General features: G+C 62.7%; 21 protein-coding genes and 1 pseudogene. 9 read left to right on the top strand and 13 right to left on the bottom strand.

Features of this window, described 5'->3' with window-relative positions:
* Positions 1-264: 264 nt before the first annotated feature.
* Together BJ994_RS18020 and BJ994_RS16675 are read right to left on the bottom strand one after the other, a co-directional pair.
* The gene (locus BJ994_RS18020) at positions 265-759 is read right to left on the bottom strand and encodes a hypothetical protein (protein WP_209066975.1); all 495 of its coding nucleotides are present in this window, start codon (positions 757-759) and stop codon (positions 265-267) included.
* 109 nt (positions 760-868) lie between these two features.
* Positions 869-1,390 carry a GNAT family N-acetyltransferase gene (locus BJ994_RS16675; protein ID WP_245192639.1) on the bottom strand — a complete coding sequence of 174 codons (522 nt, stop codon included), beginning with the start codon at positions 1,388-1,390 and terminating at the stop codon, positions 869-871.
* Between the two features lie 23 nt (positions 1,391-1,413).
* Here BJ994_RS16675 and BJ994_RS16670 point away from each other — a divergent pair, with 23 nt between their 5' ends.
* The 3 genes from BJ994_RS16670 (at position 1,414) to pstS (ending at position 4,044) form a co-directional block, all read left to right on the top strand.
* Positions 1,414-2,043, top strand: coding sequence for an aminoglycoside adenylyltransferase family protein (locus BJ994_RS16670; RefSeq protein WP_167995530.1), 630 nt, complete (start codon positions 1,414-1,416; stop codon positions 2,041-2,043).
* 44 nt (positions 2,044-2,087) lie between these two features.
* Complete coding sequence (locus BJ994_RS16665) at positions 2,088-2,816, top strand: class I SAM-dependent DNA methyltransferase (RefSeq protein WP_167995529.1); 729 nt, start codon at positions 2,088-2,090, stop codon at positions 2,814-2,816.
* A 79-nt stretch (positions 2,817-2,895) separates the two neighbouring features.
* Positions 2,896-4,044 (top strand): phosphate ABC transporter substrate-binding protein PstS, encoded by a 1,149-nt coding sequence (gene pstS / locus BJ994_RS16660; RefSeq protein WP_167995528.1) that lies wholly within the window; start codon positions 2,896-2,898, stop codon positions 4,042-4,044.
* Between the two features lie 174 nt (positions 4,045-4,218).
* Here pstS and BJ994_RS16655 read toward each other — a convergent pair.
* Positions 4,219-4,668: pseudogene (locus tag BJ994_RS16655) on the bottom strand (SRPBCC family protein); the annotation flags it as partial.
* A gap of 238 nt (positions 4,669-4,906) precedes the next feature.
* Here BJ994_RS16655 and BJ994_RS16650 point away from each other — a divergent pair.
* Entirely contained in the window at positions 4,907-5,386 is a 480-nt protein-coding gene (locus BJ994_RS16650) for a Dps family protein (protein WP_167995526.1), read from the top strand.
* Positions 5,387-5,443: 57 nt separating this feature from the next.
* On the opposite strand, the gene BJ994_RS16645 is transcribed toward BJ994_RS16650, so the two are convergent.
* From BJ994_RS16645 to BJ994_RS16630, 4 genes are read right to left on the bottom strand one after another with little or no spacing between them, the layout of a single operon-like run.
* The gene (locus BJ994_RS16645; RefSeq protein ID WP_167995525.1) at positions 5,444-6,460 is read right to left on the bottom strand and encodes a cation diffusion facilitator family transporter; all 1,017 of its coding nucleotides are present in this window, start codon (positions 6,458-6,460) and stop codon (positions 5,444-5,446) included.
* Entirely contained in the window at positions 6,457-6,936 is a 480-nt protein-coding gene (locus tag BJ994_RS16640) for a transporter substrate-binding domain-containing protein (protein WP_167995524.1), read from the bottom strand. The genes BJ994_RS16645 and BJ994_RS16640 overlap by 4 nt, the downstream gene beginning before the upstream one ends.
* 42 nt (positions 6,937-6,978) lie before the next feature.
* Complete coding sequence (locus BJ994_RS16635) at positions 6,979-7,455, bottom strand: hypothetical protein (RefSeq protein WP_167995523.1); 477 nt, start codon at positions 7,453-7,455, stop codon at positions 6,979-6,981.
* Between the two features lie 27 nt (positions 7,456-7,482).
* Positions 7,483-8,295: an enoyl-CoA hydratase/isomerase family protein gene (locus tag BJ994_RS16630; RefSeq protein ID WP_167995522.1), complete on the bottom strand. Its 813-nt coding sequence runs from the start codon at positions 8,293-8,295 to the stop codon at positions 7,483-7,485.
* Positions 8,296-8,367: 72 nt separating this feature from the next.
* Here BJ994_RS16630 and BJ994_RS16625 point away from each other — a divergent pair, with 72 nt between their 5' ends.
* On the top strand, positions 8,368-8,889 hold the full coding sequence (locus tag BJ994_RS16625; protein ID WP_167995521.1) for a DUF4262 domain-containing protein: 522 nt from the start codon (positions 8,368-8,370) through the stop codon (positions 8,887-8,889).
* On the opposite strand, the gene BJ994_RS16620 is transcribed toward BJ994_RS16625, so the two are convergent.
* Positions 8,886-9,782 (bottom strand): CPBP family intramembrane glutamic endopeptidase, encoded by an 897-nt coding sequence (locus tag BJ994_RS16620; RefSeq protein WP_167995520.1) that lies wholly within the window; start codon positions 9,780-9,782, stop codon positions 8,886-8,888. The genes BJ994_RS16625 and BJ994_RS16620 overlap by 4 nt on opposite strands.
* A gap of 104 nt (positions 9,783-9,886) precedes the next feature.
* On the opposite strand from BJ994_RS16620, the gene BJ994_RS16615 reads away from it, so the two are divergent.
* Positions 9,887-11,251 carry a GH1 family beta-glucosidase gene (locus BJ994_RS16615; protein WP_167995519.1) on the top strand — a complete coding sequence of 455 codons (1,365 nt, stop codon included), beginning with the start codon at positions 9,887-9,889 and terminating at the stop codon, positions 11,249-11,251.
* A gap of 2 nt (positions 11,252-11,253) precedes the next feature.
* Here BJ994_RS16615 and BJ994_RS16610 read toward each other — a convergent pair whose 3' ends face one another.
* Positions 11,254-11,955, bottom strand: a complete 702-nt coding sequence (locus tag BJ994_RS16610; RefSeq protein ID WP_342450414.1) for a LysR family transcriptional regulator substrate-binding protein — start codon at positions 11,953-11,955, stop codon at positions 11,254-11,256.
* Between the two features lie 37 nt (positions 11,956-11,992).
* On the opposite strand from BJ994_RS16610, the gene BJ994_RS16605 reads away from it, so the two are divergent.
* The gene (locus tag BJ994_RS16605) at positions 11,993-12,373 is read left to right on the top strand and encodes a DUF5997 family protein (protein ID WP_167995518.1); all 381 of its coding nucleotides are present in this window, start codon (positions 11,993-11,995) and stop codon (positions 12,371-12,373) included.
* 5 nt (positions 12,374-12,378) lie between these two features.
* On the opposite strand, the gene BJ994_RS16600 is transcribed toward BJ994_RS16605, so the two are convergent.
* The 4 genes from BJ994_RS16600 to BJ994_RS16585 all read right to left on the bottom strand — a co-directional run bounded on the left by BJ994_RS16600 (position 12,379) and on the right by BJ994_RS16585 (position 14,901).
* Positions 12,379-13,518 (bottom strand): hypothetical protein, encoded by a 1,140-nt coding sequence (locus tag BJ994_RS16600; RefSeq protein ID WP_167995517.1) that lies wholly within the window; start codon positions 13,516-13,518, stop codon positions 12,379-12,381.
* Positions 13,519-13,589: 71 nt separating this feature from the next.
* Positions 13,590-13,844, bottom strand: a complete 255-nt coding sequence (locus tag BJ994_RS16595; protein WP_167995516.1) for a type II toxin-antitoxin system RelE/ParE family toxin — start codon at positions 13,842-13,844, stop codon at positions 13,590-13,592.
* A gap of 23 nt (positions 13,845-13,867) precedes the next feature.
* Positions 13,868-14,143: a type II toxin-antitoxin system Phd/YefM family antitoxin gene (locus BJ994_RS16590; RefSeq protein ID WP_167995515.1), complete on the bottom strand. Its 276-nt coding sequence runs from the start codon at positions 14,141-14,143 to the stop codon at positions 13,868-13,870.
* A 56-nt stretch (positions 14,144-14,199) separates the two neighbouring features.
* Entirely contained in the window at positions 14,200-14,901 is a 702-nt protein-coding gene (locus BJ994_RS16585) for an SOS response-associated peptidase (RefSeq protein ID WP_167995514.1), read from the bottom strand.
* 82 nt (positions 14,902-14,983) lie between these two features.
* Here BJ994_RS16585 and BJ994_RS16580 point away from each other — a divergent pair, with 82 nt between their 5' ends.
* Complete coding sequence (locus BJ994_RS16580) at positions 14,984-15,757, top strand: hypothetical protein (RefSeq protein WP_209066973.1); 774 nt, start codon at positions 14,984-14,986, stop codon at positions 15,755-15,757.
* Entirely contained in the window at positions 15,754-17,337 is a 1,584-nt protein-coding gene (locus tag BJ994_RS16575; protein ID WP_167995513.1) for a DNA polymerase Y family protein, read from the top strand. Before BJ994_RS16580 ends, BJ994_RS16575 begins: the two co-directional genes overlap by 4 nt.
* Positions 17,338-17,349 lie beyond the last annotated feature (12 nt).

The following is a 17,349-nucleotide window of genomic DNA, read 5'->3' as shown; positions in this document are numbered from 1 at the left end:
CCAACGAAGTGACGGAAATTTCCACTCAGTGCGGATCCGGAGGTTGTTGGAGGGTGATGGTCATAGACGTCAAATCCCCGCACACCGAACACTCACTTGCATCTGAAATGGGCCTCACATCCGAACGCTGCGGAGCGATGAACCTGTGGACTATGAGGAAGACCTGCTCCGGGGTCTCTTCTTCCCGCGGCGAGGGACTCAGGATCTACCTGTTGTATTCCCCCTGGCTCTCCAAGTACGCCTGATTCATCGCAACCAGGGATACTAGGGCGCCTCGGTTACGGTAAGCGGCTCCTCCGGCCGCACACATGATGCCCGCTCGAGCGCTGCACCCTCCAGAGGCACGCGGTTGTTACGCCCGGTGTCGTCACACCAGTCAAGCCGGTAAGGCATCGCGGCGATCACGTACTTACCCGGGGTGACGTCGAGGGGAACCGTCAGCACATGTTCGAATGCGCCGGCGTCACCCATCGGTCCTATGCCACTAGCCACGACGTCGTGCCCGGGGTTAATCAGGTGCACCTCGATTTGGGCGCCTGCGCCATATCGGGGGTCGCAGTCCGCGTCGGATGCACGGACGGTCACTTCCTCCCCCGCCTGAACTGTGGAAGAGGACAACGAGAACGGCGGTGGCAGACAGGACGGAGCAAAGTTCGGGTCAACGGAGGCACATCCCGAAGCCGCCAGGAAAACGACGGCGGCGAGCATCGACACAGTGCCTTGGCGCACCGCCTGCTGACGGTAGGCAAACGTTCCCATCAGTGCATTCTTCTCCCGGAAAGGCCGCCGCACAGCGTTTCGCCGAACTCTTATTCAGATCGTTGCCGAAGCCTCGCCAGCCTCAACTGCCGCCGCACCCTTCGCGAGATCAAGCCGATCCGCGCGGACTCAACGCGTAGACCTCACGACCGTCCACGCTTCCCGACCTTTCGAATCCGCAACCCAGGAGAACCCGCACCGATGCGAGGTTCGCCGGATCGACCTGCGCACACAGCGATCGTTCCGGGCCATAGAGTTCAGAGATGAGCGGAAGCGCCTGGCTGACCATAGCTCGCGCGATTCCACGTCCCCAAGCAGACGGATGCACCCAGTAGCCGACCTCCACCCCGTCCGGTGTAAGCCAGGCGACCACCAAGCCCACCCGTCCAGATTTCCCAGTCTGAGGCTCCGAAGCAATGAACCAGCGAGCGGCACCTTCCGAATCGACGGTTGCACGTTCGAGTGCCTGATTGACCCGCGCGTCAATGCGTTCGTCGTCCCACGGAAGGCCGTCACCAATGAAACGAACCACGCGGGGATCCTTGGCCAAGGTCGTAAAGAACCCGCGATCTGCTTCGGCGAAAGGGCGTATCTGGACTTTAGGATCAGGTTTCTGGTTGCTGGAGTTCATTGACGCGATAACCACGAGGTTCAGTGTGGCATGGCGCCGGCCCACCAGCCCCCTCGGACGCCTCGAAGCGCTGCCTGGTCGCTGAACTGCTGAAGATCTCCGGTTCAAGAGCAACCGCCGGGCCCGCGCGCCCCGCGGAGGTCACCGTCGTCATGCTGGATGATGTGGTGCCGTGGCGATTTCCACCAATTCAACAGCTCCTTTATGGGGAATGGCTGCGGACAGACTTCGAGGCTGGGAGAATCGGCCCACCCACCGCCAATCCTGACCTCGCTATCCTGCTCGCAACCGCACGTAGGGACAGTCGTCCGCTCCTCGGTCCGCCCGCGGAAGACCTGCTCGATCCCATTCCCGATGCGGACCTCCGCCGAGCGGTGATCGAAAGTCTTCCGATGCTCCTCGAGGACCTTCGCGGTGACGAGCGGAACGTCATCCTGACGCTGACCCGCATGTGGATGACCATTGAGACAGGCCTGATCGAGCCAAAGGACGTTGCCGCTGAATGGGCTTTGGCACGGCTTGCGCAGGAACATCACGACGTCGTTGCCCTGGCTCGCGCCGGCTACCTCGGCGAAGCGCGCGATCACTGGTCAGACAAGACCATGGAAGTAGATAAAGCGGCAGCATTCCTCGCCGCTCGTATAGCTCCTTGAACCAACTGGTTGGCAAACTTCAATCACTTGGTTAGTCTCAGACAATGGACGGATTCGACCCAGCTCGCAGTTTTGGCCCCGATGTCGCGCGCACTTACGACGACGCACCGCGGGGGGACGAGGCCGAAACCGTCGCCTTCCTCGCGAATCTGGCAGGCAGCGGTCCCGCCCTGGAGTTCGCTATCGGAACCGGCCGGATAGGGCTCCCTCTGAGCGAATGCGGCACCCGGGTCGACGGCATCGAGCTCTCGCAGGACATGGTCGACCAGCTCCGGACGAAGCCCGGCGGCGCGGAGATTGACGTCGTTGTGGGCGACATGTCCACCGCTGACGCTCCGGGCAATGACTATCCGCTCGCCTACCTCGTTTACAACACCATCTACAACCTCCTCACCCAGGAGGACCAGGTGCGCTGCTTCGAGAATGCGGCCCGGCACCTCTCCGACCACGGCGTGTTTGTAGTGGAAGCGGGCGTTCCGGCGGCCTGGATCCGGCGCGACCAGTTCATCAACGTCGAGAAGCTGACCAATGACAGAGTTGTCCTCGACGTCAATCGATACGATCCCGTGACCCAGATCCTGGACGAGAGCCACATCTCCCTAACCAACGACGGCGTTCGCCTTGGCCCGATCTCGTGTCGCCTGATCTGGCCGAGCGAGATGGATCTCATGGCTCGCATCGCCGGCCTACGACTGGTTGAGCGCTCGGCCGGTTGGAAGGGCGAACCGTTTACGGCGGCAAGTGAACGTCACGTGAGCGTCTACACCCGCTGACAACGCCGAAAGCGGCAACCAACCCGCCGTCGTCGTTCTTTCATCCCTTCCGTGGAGAAACCCGCACCCGTTGTTCGACATGAGTTCACCGGACGTTCGCCTGTATCGTGGGCGTGTGGTTTCCCGTCGCATCCTTACCCTTGTCCTCAGCTGTGCCACCGGCCTGGCTGTCTCTTCCTGCGGCTCGGACTACCCGCTGGGACCCGAGCAGGAGGCAGCCGCGAAGAACGCCACCTCCACGCTCAGCGGAACCATCACCGGCGCTGGATCTTCTGCGCAGGGGCCGGCGATGAACGCCTGGCAGGCCGAGTTCGCAGCGATTCACCCCGACGTCCGCGTGCAGTACTCGCCGGATGGATCGGGGGCAGGTCGCGGGGCGCTCCTTGCCGGTGCCGTTGATTTCGCGGGGTCCGATGCCTACCTCAGCGACGAAGAACTCGAGGAGTCCCGCGAAGTTTGCGGTCCGCAGGGCGCGTTCAACATCCCCGCCTACGTTGCGCCGATCAGCATCGCCTTCAATTTGCCGGGCATTGAGAGCCTGAATCTCGACGCCGAGACTATCGCCCGCATCTTCCGGGGCGAGATCACCAACTGGACTGACCCCGCGATCGCCAGCCAGAATCCCGACGTCGATCTGCCGGACCTTCGCGTTGCGCCGGTCAGCCGCTCGGATGACTCCGGCACCACCGAAAACTTCACCGACTACCTGCACGCCGTGGTTCCCGAGATCTGGACCCACGAAGCCGACGGCACCTTCCCGGGCGAGTTGGCGGGTGAAAACGCGAAGGGCAACGCTGGTGTGGTGAGCACAGTCTCCAGCACGGAGGGTGCGGTGACCTACGCAGATGATTCCGCCGTCGGGCCGCCGCTCGGCCGGGCGAAGCTCCTGGTGGGCGACGAATACGTTGCGGTGAGCCCGGAAGCGGCCGCGGCCGCCATCGATGAAGCGGAACCCGTTGAAGGGCGTGCCGAGTTCGACATCGCGCTCAACCTCGACCGCAAGACGACCGCGCCCGGCGCGTACCCGCTGGTGCTGGTCTCGTACCACATCTTCTGCTCCACGTATGAAGAGGAGGAGACCGCCAACCTCGTGAAGACCTTCGGCACTTTCGTAGTGAGTGAAGAGGGACAGCAGGCTGCCGCCGAAGCCGCGGGCAGCGCGCCCATTTCGGAAAGCCTGTCAGAGCGTGCAACCGAAGCGATCAACACCATCAGCGTCGAAAACTGACTAACAAAGAAGAAGGACCCACTTCAACTGAAGTGGGTCCTTCTTCTTTGCGTCGACTTAGGCGGGGTTGGTTGCCCGCGGACCGCCGGATTCCGGATCATCCAGTGAAGGATCGGCGAGTCCCGCGCCGCCCGCCAACGGATCTGCCGTCCGGCTGGCCGTGCCCGAACCCGGGGCGTCCACATCACCGCGCCAGGCGCCGGTCTCGCCGCCAGACTTCTCGATGAACTCCTTGAAGCGCTCAAGATCGGACTTCACCTGGCGATCGTCTGCGCCAACCGCCGCGCCTACCTTCTCAGTGAAGCCCTCGGGATCCCAATCGAGCTGGACGGTCACGCGTGTTTTGCTGTCATCCAGTCGATGGAAAGTCACGACGCCGGCATGGGACTTTCCGTCCGTGCTCTTCCAGGCGACGCGCTCATCCGGATGCTGCTCGGTGATCTCGGTGTCGAACTCGCGCTCGACACCGCCGATCTTGGTGATCCAGTGGTTGTGCGTATCAGAGGTCTGGGTGATGGACTCTACGCCGCTCATGAACTCAGGGAAGGTCTCGAACTGCGTCCACTGGTTGTACGCGGTGGATACGGGAACTGAAACGTCAATCGATTCCTGAACTGTTGCCATTGCCTGTTCCTCCTTCTGGTTGAAAATCTCTGTTGGAACATCACGTGGGCAATCCTCGCGAGCCAAGCTCGGCTGACCACTTGACCGCCACGCTAGCCCACCATGGATCACGGATCAATAAATTGGTAAGTTTACTTAGAATGTTCCCAGCAAATTGGATTCCGCGGAATCCGCCGCACTAGGCTGATGCTGATGCCGGCAGCGTAGCGGCCGGATTCCGTCACGAATGGAGGATGTTATGAAGGCGTCAAAGACCCTGACCGACAACATGCAGGCAGTACTGGTTGACCTCGTAGAGCTCCACCTGCAGGGAAAGCAAGCCCACTGGAATGTGGTCGGCAAGAACTTCCGTGACCTGCACCTGCAATTGGACGAAATCATCGAAGACGCACGGCTCTTCGCGGATCAGATGGCCGAGCGCATGCGCGCCCTCCATGCCGTGCCGGACGGCCGCAGCGCCGTCGTCGCCAAGGGAACCTCACTGAACGAATTCCCTTCCGGTCTGGTTGACACCAAAGACACGGTCACAATGGTGGTAGCCATGCTCGAGTCCGCCGTCGGCCGCATGCGTGACGTCCACGACCAGGTTGACGAGGAAGATCCCACCACCGCTGATATCCTGCACGGCTTCATCGAGAAGCTGGAGCAGTACGCCTGGATGGTCGATGCGGAAAACATGAAACCGACCGCAACTGTTGTAAAGCCTGCCAAGAAGTAGGCAACCGGTACGAAGAGGGTGGAGGCTTGGCCTCCACCCTCTTCGCTGGTTAACGCCTCAACTTCGCTCACCGCCGCTTTTGGTGAGACCCGGCAGGAACTCCTCCGGCAGCTCCGCGACCGGAACGATCACCATGTCCTGGACCTTCCAGTCAATGTCCACGCATGCGGCGCGGGCTTTCTCTATCTTGTGCAGGGTGGCCCGCCGCCACTGTCGGGGCACCACGAAAGACTCAATATGGAACACGTGGCCCTCATCGCGGACGCGTGACCTTGCCTCCTTCACCCAGCTCAGGCTTTGGAGGTAGGAATCGATCTGAGTGCCGATGGGGTCGGGCTTGGAGTCGTCGTAAACGGTCGCTCTTGTGTCGGTGAGGCCGCCGATCGCACCGCGCAGGTTCTTGACGCCGTCGTGCAGGATGCTGAAGGAAATCAGCAGCGCCGCCACGGAGTCTGCCCACCACAGTCCCAGACCGATCCCGAGAACACCGACGGCGGCGGCCAGCGCCGTCATCCAGTCGGCCTTGTTCATATCGGCGTCGGCGTAGAGCACCTTGTCGTGGAGCGTACGGGCGAGCTTCATCTTTACGATGCCGAGGACCACCGGCGGCCCGGCGGTCAACAGCATCGCCAGGACCATGAGCCATCCCAGCCAGAAAGTCGATCCGAACAGCTGGATGCCGCCGATAGTTGGATGCTCGGCTGTGACGAGCCCGATCCCCGAATCGACGATGAGGTAGCCGCCCATGACTACGAGGGCCACGGCCGAAACCAGGTGCGCGACGCCTACTGCCCGGTGGTAGCCGTACGGGTGTGTTTCAGAGGGTCGACGACGGATCACCCGTGTTGCCACGAGGAACGAAATCGGCGGAAGGAACGAAAGCAGGTCCTCGATCCAGGCGGCCTTCATAGCCTGCGAATTGCCCAGCACGAGGTACACCAGAACGGTGGAGACCGTCAGGAATCCAAGGGTAATCCACTCCCACTTCACGGCTTTCCGAAGGGCCTGCTGCTGTTTCTCGGGAAGCTCCGTGTGCCCGAAGCGCGCGGTTCCCTTCTCACGCAGGTTGCTCATAACGTGACCTCCTGGGCGAGCAGGAACTGGTCCAGCTCCAGCAGGAACGCGTTCTCGCCGAGCGGTACGAGCATCACGTGCTTGACCGTCTTGCCGCGTTCGTCGGTGGTTTCCGTGTACGGCCGGGTGATGCCAGCTTCCTTGGTCCACGGGGTGTCGGCGCCGAAGCCCCCGATCGCCATGTCCAGTTCACCGTGAAAGAGGTCATCCGCCAGCTCATGCTCGGCGCCGGGGACCCATTCGATCGTCGCATCGAGTGTGTCCGCGAACTCTTCGACAAGCGCAGGCTCGATCCCGTGCGGGTCTCCCGTGGGCGGCAGCTGCACCCACTCCGCATTTTCACTGACCCCGACCCTGAGCGTTCCACCGGTGACCTTCTCAAGCGTCCCCTCCGGATCCTGTGGGATGGCGATCCCACAACCGCTCAGACCGAGTAGAAGCAGCACCAGAAGCACCGCACGACGAATTCTTCCCATACTTTGCAACATACCCCTCCGGCCACGAAGTATCTGAACTGTCTACGGTTCTGTGGAGGGGATGTCCAGGTAGATGGTTTCCGGCACCTGCGATTTCGCGCGTTCACGAAGCCAGCGGAAGGCTTCATGGTCTTGATCCTCGTAAACTTCGACGACGGCGCCACCACGTTCCAGGAAGATACCTGCCTGATCGATCCGGAGGGAGTCGTACTCCGCGCCTGACTCGAATCCCAGGTTGTGGACAATAAATCCACGGAACCCGAGTCCGCTCTGAGCTGGAGCGCCTGCACCCCTCTTCTGCGCATCGTCAATGAGGGACCGGAGTTCTGCAGCTTCGTCGTCGATAAGTATCCACGCCGGGTTATCCCCGCCGGACAGGACGTCAACTTCCACTGACGTGGAAGGCTCGCCGGTCTGGTCAGCGCTTTGGGTGCCGCACGACGAGAGAGTGATCACCGTTAAGAGGGCGAGCGCAACGAACCTGCAGCCGAAGCGACGAATAGCGGCGACAATTCTCAAGTTACCCAACCTTTTGGAGTGAGTCGGTCAGCGGCCCGGGAAGCTCGGCCGCTCCTTCGCCAGAAAAGCGCGGGTCCCTTCGGCCTTGTCAGCGGTAGTGAAGGCCTGACGGAAAGCATCAGCTTCGATCTTCAGCCCGTCCCTCGTAGGCAGTCCCTGGGTTTGCCCTACAGTTTTCTTGACGAGCGCGACGGCTGCGGGAGACTGGCGTGCCACCAGCTCCAGGGTGTTCCGGGCACCGTCGAGCAGGTCATCAACGGTCTCGAAGATGGCTGCCACCAGGCCGGCGTTGTGCGCCTCTTCCGCGGTTAGTCGGCGCCCAGTGAACAGCAGCTCCCGAGCGAGCGCCTGCCCAACGTACTGGGGAAGACGCACTGAACCACCAAACCCGGGAACCAGCCCAAGACTGACTTCCGGCTGGCCGAAGGAGGCCGTGGAAGCTGCATAGATCATGTCGCAGGCCATCGCCAGCTCGCATCCGCCGCCCAGGGCAAACCCGTTCACCGCAGCAACCACCGGAACCGGCAGCTGTTCGATCGCGAGCGTCACCTGCTGCATGCGGGAGCTGTACGCGTGCGCCTCATCCGGTGTCATGTCGGTCATTTCGCGGATGTCGGCGCCCGCGACGAAGGCTTTGCCCGCTCCCGTGATAACGACGCCGCGGACCGGCCACGCGCCGTCGTCGTTCGTTAGAGCCTCCGACACCGCACCGATGCAGTGCTCAAGGTCCTCAATCACCTTAGAGGAGAGGGCGTTGAGCGCATCGGGCCGGTTGACCGTGATGGTCAGGATGGAGCCGCGGGCATCTGTGAGGAGAGTGGGGTAGGCGGGAAACTGCATGGTTTGAGCGTAGCCCGAAAATGTCGGAGCGGGATGGCAGGTTTGAGGCAGGCGAATCGAAGGAGCAAACCCATGACCGATCTCATCTTCCATCCACCGTGCCAGGCGCTGGAGTTCGTTGACCTGCGGCGGGATGAGCCCGAGGATCCCGCGTGGCTCAGGAAGCGGATCGGGCACGAGGGCTTCCTTCTCCGGTTCACTCAGGCCGGCACGGAATTGCCTTCTGCCTACACGGTTGGGCTGACCGAGTTGGGGCTGCCGGAGCTGATCCTGTACGGGCAGAGCCCTGGGCACGTCCGGCATGCGTGGTCGCTGATCGAACCGGTGCTGCACAGCCTTACCCAGGCGGGGCTGAAGGTTTTTCACGGGCAGTTCGACGGGCAGACCGTTCAGGTGCGCAAGGAATCCCTGCGGAGGCTGAAGGATGCGTGCCAGGTTTACGGTGGGGAAGGGTTCAGTGCGCTGCAGGTGTACTGGATGGTGGGTGCTGATAACCATCTGCCTCAGCATTGGGAGATCCGGTTCCTTGCTTCGCAGCCGTTCCTCGGCCAAGGGACGCTGGGGGATCTGGTCCCCAAGAAAGGAGCCGCCTAGGGCAGCATTTCGGGAGGAACAAGTAGCAGCAAGCCCACTCCGGTGCCGTTGAATACGATGTGCGTGACTATCGCTGCGCCAAGTCGCCGGGTGATCACCGTAAGCACACCGCACACCAGTCCCACCACGAAGGTGCTGAGCAGGAGGTAAATGGAGGAACGGAGGTCCGCCACCGCACCGGTGTGCAGAAGGCCGAAAGCAAGCGAGCTCGCCAGGACGGCTATCACAGTTGAAGTCATCAATGACCGGCGCTGGACGCCCGGTGTAACCGCCTGCCCCTTTGGCCCCGTGCGCCGCAACCACAGTGCATTCTGCAACCCCCGCAGAACCAGGCCACGATTGAAGAGCTCCTCCAGAAAGGGAGCAATGAGCACACCGCCAAGAACGCCGTTAACGATCAGCCAGACAGTGTCACCCGTGACGAACTGTTCGGCGTTGCCCTGAATCACTTCACCTTCTTCCAGCGGCCACAGCAGGGTGATGATCGCCAGAAGGAACGCGAGGATGATGCGCGCTGCTACGCCTACTCCCAAGCCGATGGCAAGATCCACCCAGCGGAACCGCAACCCGAAATCACGGGTCAGTGAGCGGAACCCGTGACGTCGTGAAGCGTAGATGCTGACCCCGAGCATCGCGGTCCACGTCAACAGGAGCGAGGCAAAAACGAGGGGCGGCCCGAAGGGAAGCACCTCGACGAGCGCCAGCGTCCCAGCCAACGGCAGCGCCACCACCAGCACGAGGCCGATGAGCGCCAGGCCCGCACCCCAACGCGGCGCCACAAGTCCGTCCGCCGTAACCTGCGCGGGGTTGGCGAGGCGAAGCTGATCATGCACGCCTGACGACGTGGCTCCCGGGGCCGGCGCACCAGGCTTCGGATCGGGAAATCGGTCCATGAAAGCACCCTACCGGCCCTTCCGGGAAAGATTCTGTGGACCAAACGGTTGACGCCGGGCGCGGGGAGTCCTTTAGTGAAGGGACATCACAGCAGGGAGTGCGCATGAGTGGGTTCGGATTGCCCGAGAAATTTGTGTTCGGGACGTCGACGGCGGCCGCGCAGATCGAGGGCGCGGTCAATGAGGACGGGCGCGGACCGAGCATCTGGGACGAGTACGCGAGCCAGCACAAGAACATCCTGGATGCCTCAAGCCCCGCCATCGCATGCGATCACTATCACCGCTACGAAGAGGACTTCGACCTGCTCAAACAGTTGGGCACCAAGGCCTACCGCATGTCGATTGCGTGGCCGCGCATCCAGCCGACGGGACGCGGGGCTGCCAACCTGGACGGCATCGCCTTCTACCACCGGATCCTGGACGCGCTGCTGGAACGGGGCATTGAGCCGTGGGTCACCCTCTATCACTGGGATTTACCGTTAGCGCTGCAGGACGCGGGCGGGTGGCAGAACCGGGACACCATCGACGCTTTCGCCAACTACACGCGCATCATCCGTGACGAGTTCGGGAGCAAGGTCGCGGCGTGGATGACGGTCAACGAGCCCGTGGTGCACACGGGCATCGGGCACGCGATCGGCCGGGCAGCGCCCGGGCTCATGCTGTTGGGAAGCGCGTTCTCGGTGGGCCATCACCTGCTGCTGGCCCACGGCCGGGCAGTCCGGGTGCTGCGCGAGACACTGGACACACCGATCGGCGTCGTCAATAACCATTCCCCCGTGGAACCGGCCAGCGATTCCGAGAAGGACCGCAACCTCGCCCTCCTCTACGACCACTACCACAACGGGCAGTTCGCTGGCCCACTGCTGACGGGTGAGTACCCGGCGGACCTCGCGGAGATTGAGGGGATGTCCTTCGAGGTGATCCAGGACGGCGATATGGACATCATCTCCACTCCCCTGGATTTCTACGGCATCAACTATTACTTCCCCACGAAAATCGGCGCCGCACCACCGCTGTTTCCCGTTCCGTTCATGCCGCGTGATTACCCGGACGTGCCGAAGACGGACTTCGACTGGCCGGTCATTCCCAGCGGCCTCACCACCATCCTGAAGCAGCTCAAGGAGCAGTACCCCAACATCCCGCCGATCTACATCACCGAGAACGGTTGCGCCTACGACGACGGCCCGGGCGGCGACATTGAAGACACCCGCCGGATCGAGTTCCTGGAGCAGCATCTGGCGGCGATCGGGGATGCGGTTGCCGACGGCGTCGATGTTCGCGGTTACTTCCACTGGACGCTGGTGGACAACTGGGAATGGCAGGAGGGCTACACAAAGAAGTTCGGGCTGATCCGGATGGAACCGTCAACCCTCGACCGGGTTCCCCGGGCGTCGTTCCACCGGTACGCGGAGATCATCGCTCAGCACTCATCCGGAGCTGCTGCCCCGCTTGCCGCCGAAGTGTCCTGACGCTAACGACGACGGCGCCCGCGGCCCTTCGCCGGTGGCCCGCCCTTTGTGGAACCCGGCTTGCGTCGCTGATCCTTGCCCGTCTGCTTCGTCTTCTGCGTCCCTTTTGCCGGCTTCTTCTTCGGGGCATCCTGCTGCGCGGATGGCTGCCGTGAACTGCGCGCCGTCCTGCCACGCACTATCCCGATGAACTCCTCGATCTCGTCGGTGGTGTTATCGGCAATCCAGCTGACGGCAATGGTGGTGGTCGGAGCATCGGGCACAACCCGGGCCACGACGTCGCGCCGGCTGTAGTGCCGGGCAACGGACATCGGAAGCACGACGACGCCGGCTCCCGACGCCACAACCTCCACGGCCAACCGCGGGCCGCCGCATTCCTGCACATCGAGGAGCTTCTCGTCGTCCAGCTCAGGGAGGGGCACCTCGTCAAGCAGGGACAGCTCGTGCTCCTTCGAAACGACCACCACCGCCAACTCCTCGTACAACGGGATGACGCTGAGGGCATCCCGGTCGATAGGGAGGCGCACGAAGGCGATGTCCACCGAACCGTCGCGGAGCGCGGCGGCCAGCGCGCCGTCGTCGTCGTACTCAGTGGCTTCGATGGGGTGGTCCGGGTTCCGCTCCCGCCAGCGCCCCACCCACTTCCCCGGCGTCACACCCGGCACAAAGCCGATGTGGAGGGCGGGAAGCTGGGTCGGGGGCACGTCCTCACAGTAGCCCAGTCGGCGTTACCCTGAATGAATGACCCCCGCGAAGTCCCCACAGACCATGAAGCCGGCCACCGCCGCGAAGAAGCTCGGCGTCTACCTGCCTGCGACGCCGCAGGAGTTCCAGGACACCGACATCACGCGCGGCGATTTCAACGTGCTCCAGGAGAATCCGCCGGAGTGGCTCGCCGAGCTGCGCCGCACCGGCCCGCATCCCCGACCGGTTGTGGCGCAGAAGTTGGGTGTCTCGATCAGCGGACTCGCCCGCGGCAGCATCACAGAACCACTAACGACGGCGGAAATCACCGAGCTGCTGCAGTCCCCGCCGGTGTGGCTGGTCGCGGAGCGCGCCACCATGGCGCGCGTGCGGGCCGAGGAAATGCGCGCCAAGGAAGCCCGGCGGGCGAAAAGCTAAACGCGCTAGCTGACCGCTACTGCCGGGCGGCTGAACCTCCTGCCCCTGAAGATCAGGAGAAGTGCAGGCACTACCAGCAGTATTCCTCCGGTCGTTGGCACCGTATAGAACCACACCACGGTTCCTCCGATCGTCAGCGCAAGAGCCACAGCAATTCGTACGTGTGGCATCGCCGCTGACGAATCTATTGCGATGGCCAGCCATACGCCTACGCTGACTCCCGCGATGCCTGCGGCCGTGAAGAGTCCGGATCCGTCGGGGCTGTACCCGATGAGCTGGATGATTGTCGCCGCCGTTATGCCAACCAGCGGCAGGAAGGACGCCGTGACCCACCGGCGTCGCGACGTCCTCGCCTGACCGATCAGGGCCGCAGCACGAACCAGCGGAAGAGCCGCGAACGTTGCGGCGCCCGCTGCGATACCCATCGCCGTCGTCGCTTCGGGTCTGCCCATTTCACGGAAACCAACCCACGCACCCGCACCCCACACAGCGAGAAGAATCACAAGCGCCAGCGCGCCGAGTATGCGCAAGCTCTGTGGACTTGCGGGTTGTGCAACAGTTTGGTGTTGCTGGTCCTCCGGCAGCGTTCCGGGTTTCGACTGCGTTCCGGTTTTCGACAGCGTCCTGGGGAGGACCAGTACCAGCAGCACCACGAAGCTGAGAATCACGGCGTGCATCGGGTTGAACTGCAGGACGAACAGCGGTACGGCCAGGAGCAGGCCCGCGAGCGCCGCCAGAATGGCGCGCTGTGGTGGCGGGCGTCTGCGTAACAGGGTCAAACCAAGAAGCAGCCCCGCCGCAGCGCCGCTGGCCAGAATGCCCGCCACACCGATGGGAAGCGCGAGGTTTGCCAACGGTCCGGCTTGACGACCGGCGTCGGCGGCGTCCATCCCTGCCGAGAAACTGGCTCCGAACAGCTGAACTGACACCGCGCTGAGGGCTACCAACCCAACGAAAATCCATGGCAATGCCCGCGTGTTCAAGGAGCGGGTCAGAATCACCGCCGCCGCAGCCGCGATGAGCACCGGCGGCAGCACAAGGATGAAACGTTCGCCGGGTATCGGGGATCCGAAGATGTACATGGCATAGCCCAAGGCCGAAATCACGCATGCCGCAGCAACAAGGATGACCGGTGGGTTACGCATCAACCCAGTTCATCAGGCGTTTGCTCGTCTAGCATCAGCCCGGGGGTGGAGAAAGACTCCCTACGCCGGGGTCAGCGTGGCTTGTAGACGTCGGAGCGGTGCTCGATGCGGTGAACATACAAAACATGGTCGTCGACATCGAGCGTGAATAGCACCCGGTTGTCCCCGCGGCGCGCGCTGTGAAAGCCCAGCAATTCGTTGGTCAGGGGTTTGCTGAGCCTCTGAGGATTTTCGGCTAGAGCGCCGGTGACGAATTCGACGATCGCGGTTGCTGCTTTCTCAGGCAGACGACGGAACCCTTTCAATGCGGGGCCGGTGATTTCCACCCTCCATGAAGGTTCTCCTGAAGTCACCTCGGCGGCAGCCTGAATTCACGGCGGATGTCATCACCGCTAACCATATTGCCTTCCTGAATATCCCGCTTGGATTGCTCCAGATCTTCGCGGATACCTGGCTGTGAGAGCCAGTGGATTGTCTCCTGGAGCGATTCCAGATCATCAGCGGACATGAGCACAGCGGATGGATGCCCATGACGGGTGATCTGAATGATCTCGTGCGTCTTGTCCGCCTCTTCGACAAGAGCGGAAAGTTTATCCTTTGCTTCGCTAAGGGGCACAGTTTTCATACGCTCCATTTTAGCCTGAATTCCGGCCTATGGGTAGCCTGACTTTTAGCCTATAGTTACGCCGGGTTCAACGGCTCAATCAGCAGCGGGCTGTCTTCACGGACTGGCCTTACCTCGTGGAACTGCAGCCGCTCCGCCACCGGCGTAGCCGCGGCGACTGCCTCATCGGCAAGCTCCTGGGTACCCTTGGTCCGCGGGTTCAGCCACTCGTTCCAAAACTCCCGCGGCAACGTCACCGGTGTGCGATCGTGGATTTCCGCCACTCCCCCGACCGCTTCCCGCGTCAGGATGGTGGAGGACAACACCCATCGTTCGGGATGGTCATCCGGCAGTTCCCGGTTACGCCACCACGCATAGAGTCCCGCGAACACCACCGGTTCACCGGGCAGGTGGATGTAGAACGGGATTTTGGTTTTCCCTTCGGTCCGCCACTCGTAGTAGCCGCTGGCCGGGATCAGCGCGCGCCGACCCTCGAGTGAGGGCTTAAACGTGGGCTTGCTCCCCACGGTTTCTGCCCGGGCGTTGAAGGTGGGCGCTTTTGTCTTGAGTTCTTTGGAGAACGACGGCGTGAGCCACCATCGCGCTGCTTCCATGCGGCGGGTGACGTGGTCGTCTTTCAATGATTCGAGGACCATGCGGACCGGATCGGTGGGGCTGATGTTCCAAGAGGGTTTCGGCAGGTCGTCAGCCACCGTCTCGACGTCGAAAAGATCCACCAGATCCTTGTTTGAGCCTGCCACTACAAAGCGTCCGCACATGTGGACAGGGTACTTGAATACCCCTCCTCCACAGCCGCCAATAGCCGATTGACTTAATCGAACATGAGTTCGAATATTAAGTGTGAGTTCAACAGCAGCCGTCCCCCAAGAGGTGTCCGCGGGTCAACACCCGCAGCGCGCCGAGCGGGTGCTGTCTGCCGTGGACCATAAAGCCCGGCTCAAGGCGGAACTGCAGTCCAAAATTAACTCCATGCAGAGCAGTCGGCTCTCATCCCGGCGGTTACCTACCGTTCCCGTGTTGGCAGGAATCCTTCCGGGTGGTGGGCTGCAGACGGGAGCAGCCTATTCGGTCAGTAACTCCACCACACTCGCCATGGCTTTGTTGGCGGGGCCGTCGGGCGCCGGCGCCTGGTGCAGCGTGGTTGGCATGCCCACCTTCAGCGTGGAAGCCGCAGCAAGTTTCGGTATAGCGCTGGACAAACTGGTGCTGGTACCGCAGCCCGGGGATCAGTGGCTCACCGTCACCGCAGCAATGGTGGATGTGGTGTCAATCGTCCTCACCCGTGCACCCGAGCACGTCACGCCGTCGGACGCGTCCCGTCTCATGGCACGCCTGCGGCAGCGGGGTGCGGCCCTGGTCACCTTGGGGCCATGGCCCCAAAGCGAGGCCACACTCAGCGTGACCGGAAGCAACTGGCAAGGTTTGGGTTCGGGAACGGGGCACCTTCGAAGCCGTCGGATGAGAATCACGGCACACGCTTCCACAGGAAGCTCCCGCACCGCGGATTTGTGGCTCCCGGACCTTCAACACGGGCCATGGGCGGATCCTGTCAGCACAGTGCCGGCTGTACCCGTGCAGCAGGAGTTCTTTTCCGAAACGGCGCACGCGTCATGAGGCCCCAGACGGTAGCCCCAACAACTACCCGCACCATGGTGCTTTGGTGCCCTGACTGGCCTATTACTGCGGCACTGCGTGAACACAACCTCCCCGCTGAGCACCCGGTGGCGCTGATTGAGAAGGGCGAAGTGTTTGCTTGTTCGCCCTCTGCGCGGGAGCAGGGCGTCAAGCGGGGGCTGCGCGTCCGGGAAGCCCAGGCCCGGTGCACCACCCTCGCCGTCCTTTCCTATGATCCGGCCCTCGATGCGAGAGCCTTCGAACCCGTTATTGCCGCATTGGAAAAGATCATGCCCGGGATGCAGTTGGTACGCCCCGGCCTGTGTGCCCTGCGCGCCAAAGGGCCGGCCCGCTACTACGGAAGTGAAGACCACGCTGCAGCTGTCCTTTTAAAAGCGCTTGCGGCAATCGGTCTCACCGCTGCGCGGATCGGAGTGGCAGACAGCCCCTTTGCTGCTGAGCACGCAGCGAGGGCAACCCAGTTCCTGGAAGATTCCGGCGCTGACCCTGTGTGGATCATTCCGCCCGGAGAGTCGGCCGCGTTCCTGTCTAGCTTTCCGCTGGAGGTCTTGGAGGAGCCAACCCTTGCAGTGCTGCTGCGGCGCCTCGGAATCCGCTCACTGGGCGATTTCGCTGCGCTCACCCGAGCCGACGTGCGCAACAGGTTCGGAGCAGAAGGTGCCGTTGCCCATCTCAAGGCAAGCGGGGTTGACCACCACAGCGTAGTGGAAAGAAAACCGCCTGCCGAGCTCGACGTCGTCGTGCACTGTGAACCCCCGCTCACACGCATTGATGAGCTCACCTTCACCCTGCGGCTGTCAACCGAAAATTTTGTGGACCGGCTGCGGGATGCGGGACTGGTGTGTACTGCCTTGGTGGTCCGGTTGCAGTCGGAATCGGGTGAAGAGTCGGAGCGACGCTGGCAGCATCCCCGCTGGTTCGACGCCGAGGACGCGCTGGACCGCGTGCGCTGGCAACTGCAGGGCAGCGGGGATATTGAACACGGACTGAGTTCGGGGATCAGCCGGGTCCAGATAGTGCCGGACACGGTGGAGGATCTCAGCGACCACGCGGATGGGCTATGGGGTACCGGGCCTGACGCAAACATCCATCATGGCCTTGCCCGGGTCCAAAGCATGCTGGGCCACGGTGCAGTGTTGACCGCCATGGTGGCGGGTGGACGCATGCTCACGGACAGGCGGGTCTATATTCCCTGGGGCGATCCACCGTCAGAAGCGGTGGCCAAAAGCCGTGAACTCCCGTGGCCCGGAAACCTTCCGGGCCCCGTTCCGGCCACAGTCTTCGACAAACCCCATCCCGTCCTGGTGCTGGACTGTGCAGGAAACAGTGTGGATGTTGATGAGCGGGGGCTGCTGACAGCGGTCCCCGCCCTGCTCTCGGCTCCCCTTTCAACCCGGTTGGAAGTCTCTTCCTGGGCCGGACCGTGGCCCATCACCGAGCGGTGGTGGGACTCCTCCGGCCGAACTCTCAACCGGTTCCAGGTGGTGGATGAATCCGGGACCGCCTGGCTGCTTCTCCTGGAAGACCACCGCTGGTGGGCGGAGGCCAGTTATGACTGAAGATCGGAGAAC

Source organism: Arthrobacter pigmenti, from assembly GCF_011927905.1.
Lineage (GTDB): Bacteria > Actinomycetota > Actinomycetes > Actinomycetales > Micrococcaceae > Arthrobacter_D > Arthrobacter_D pigmenti.
This window is presented reverse-complemented; position numbering and strand designations above follow the sequence as displayed.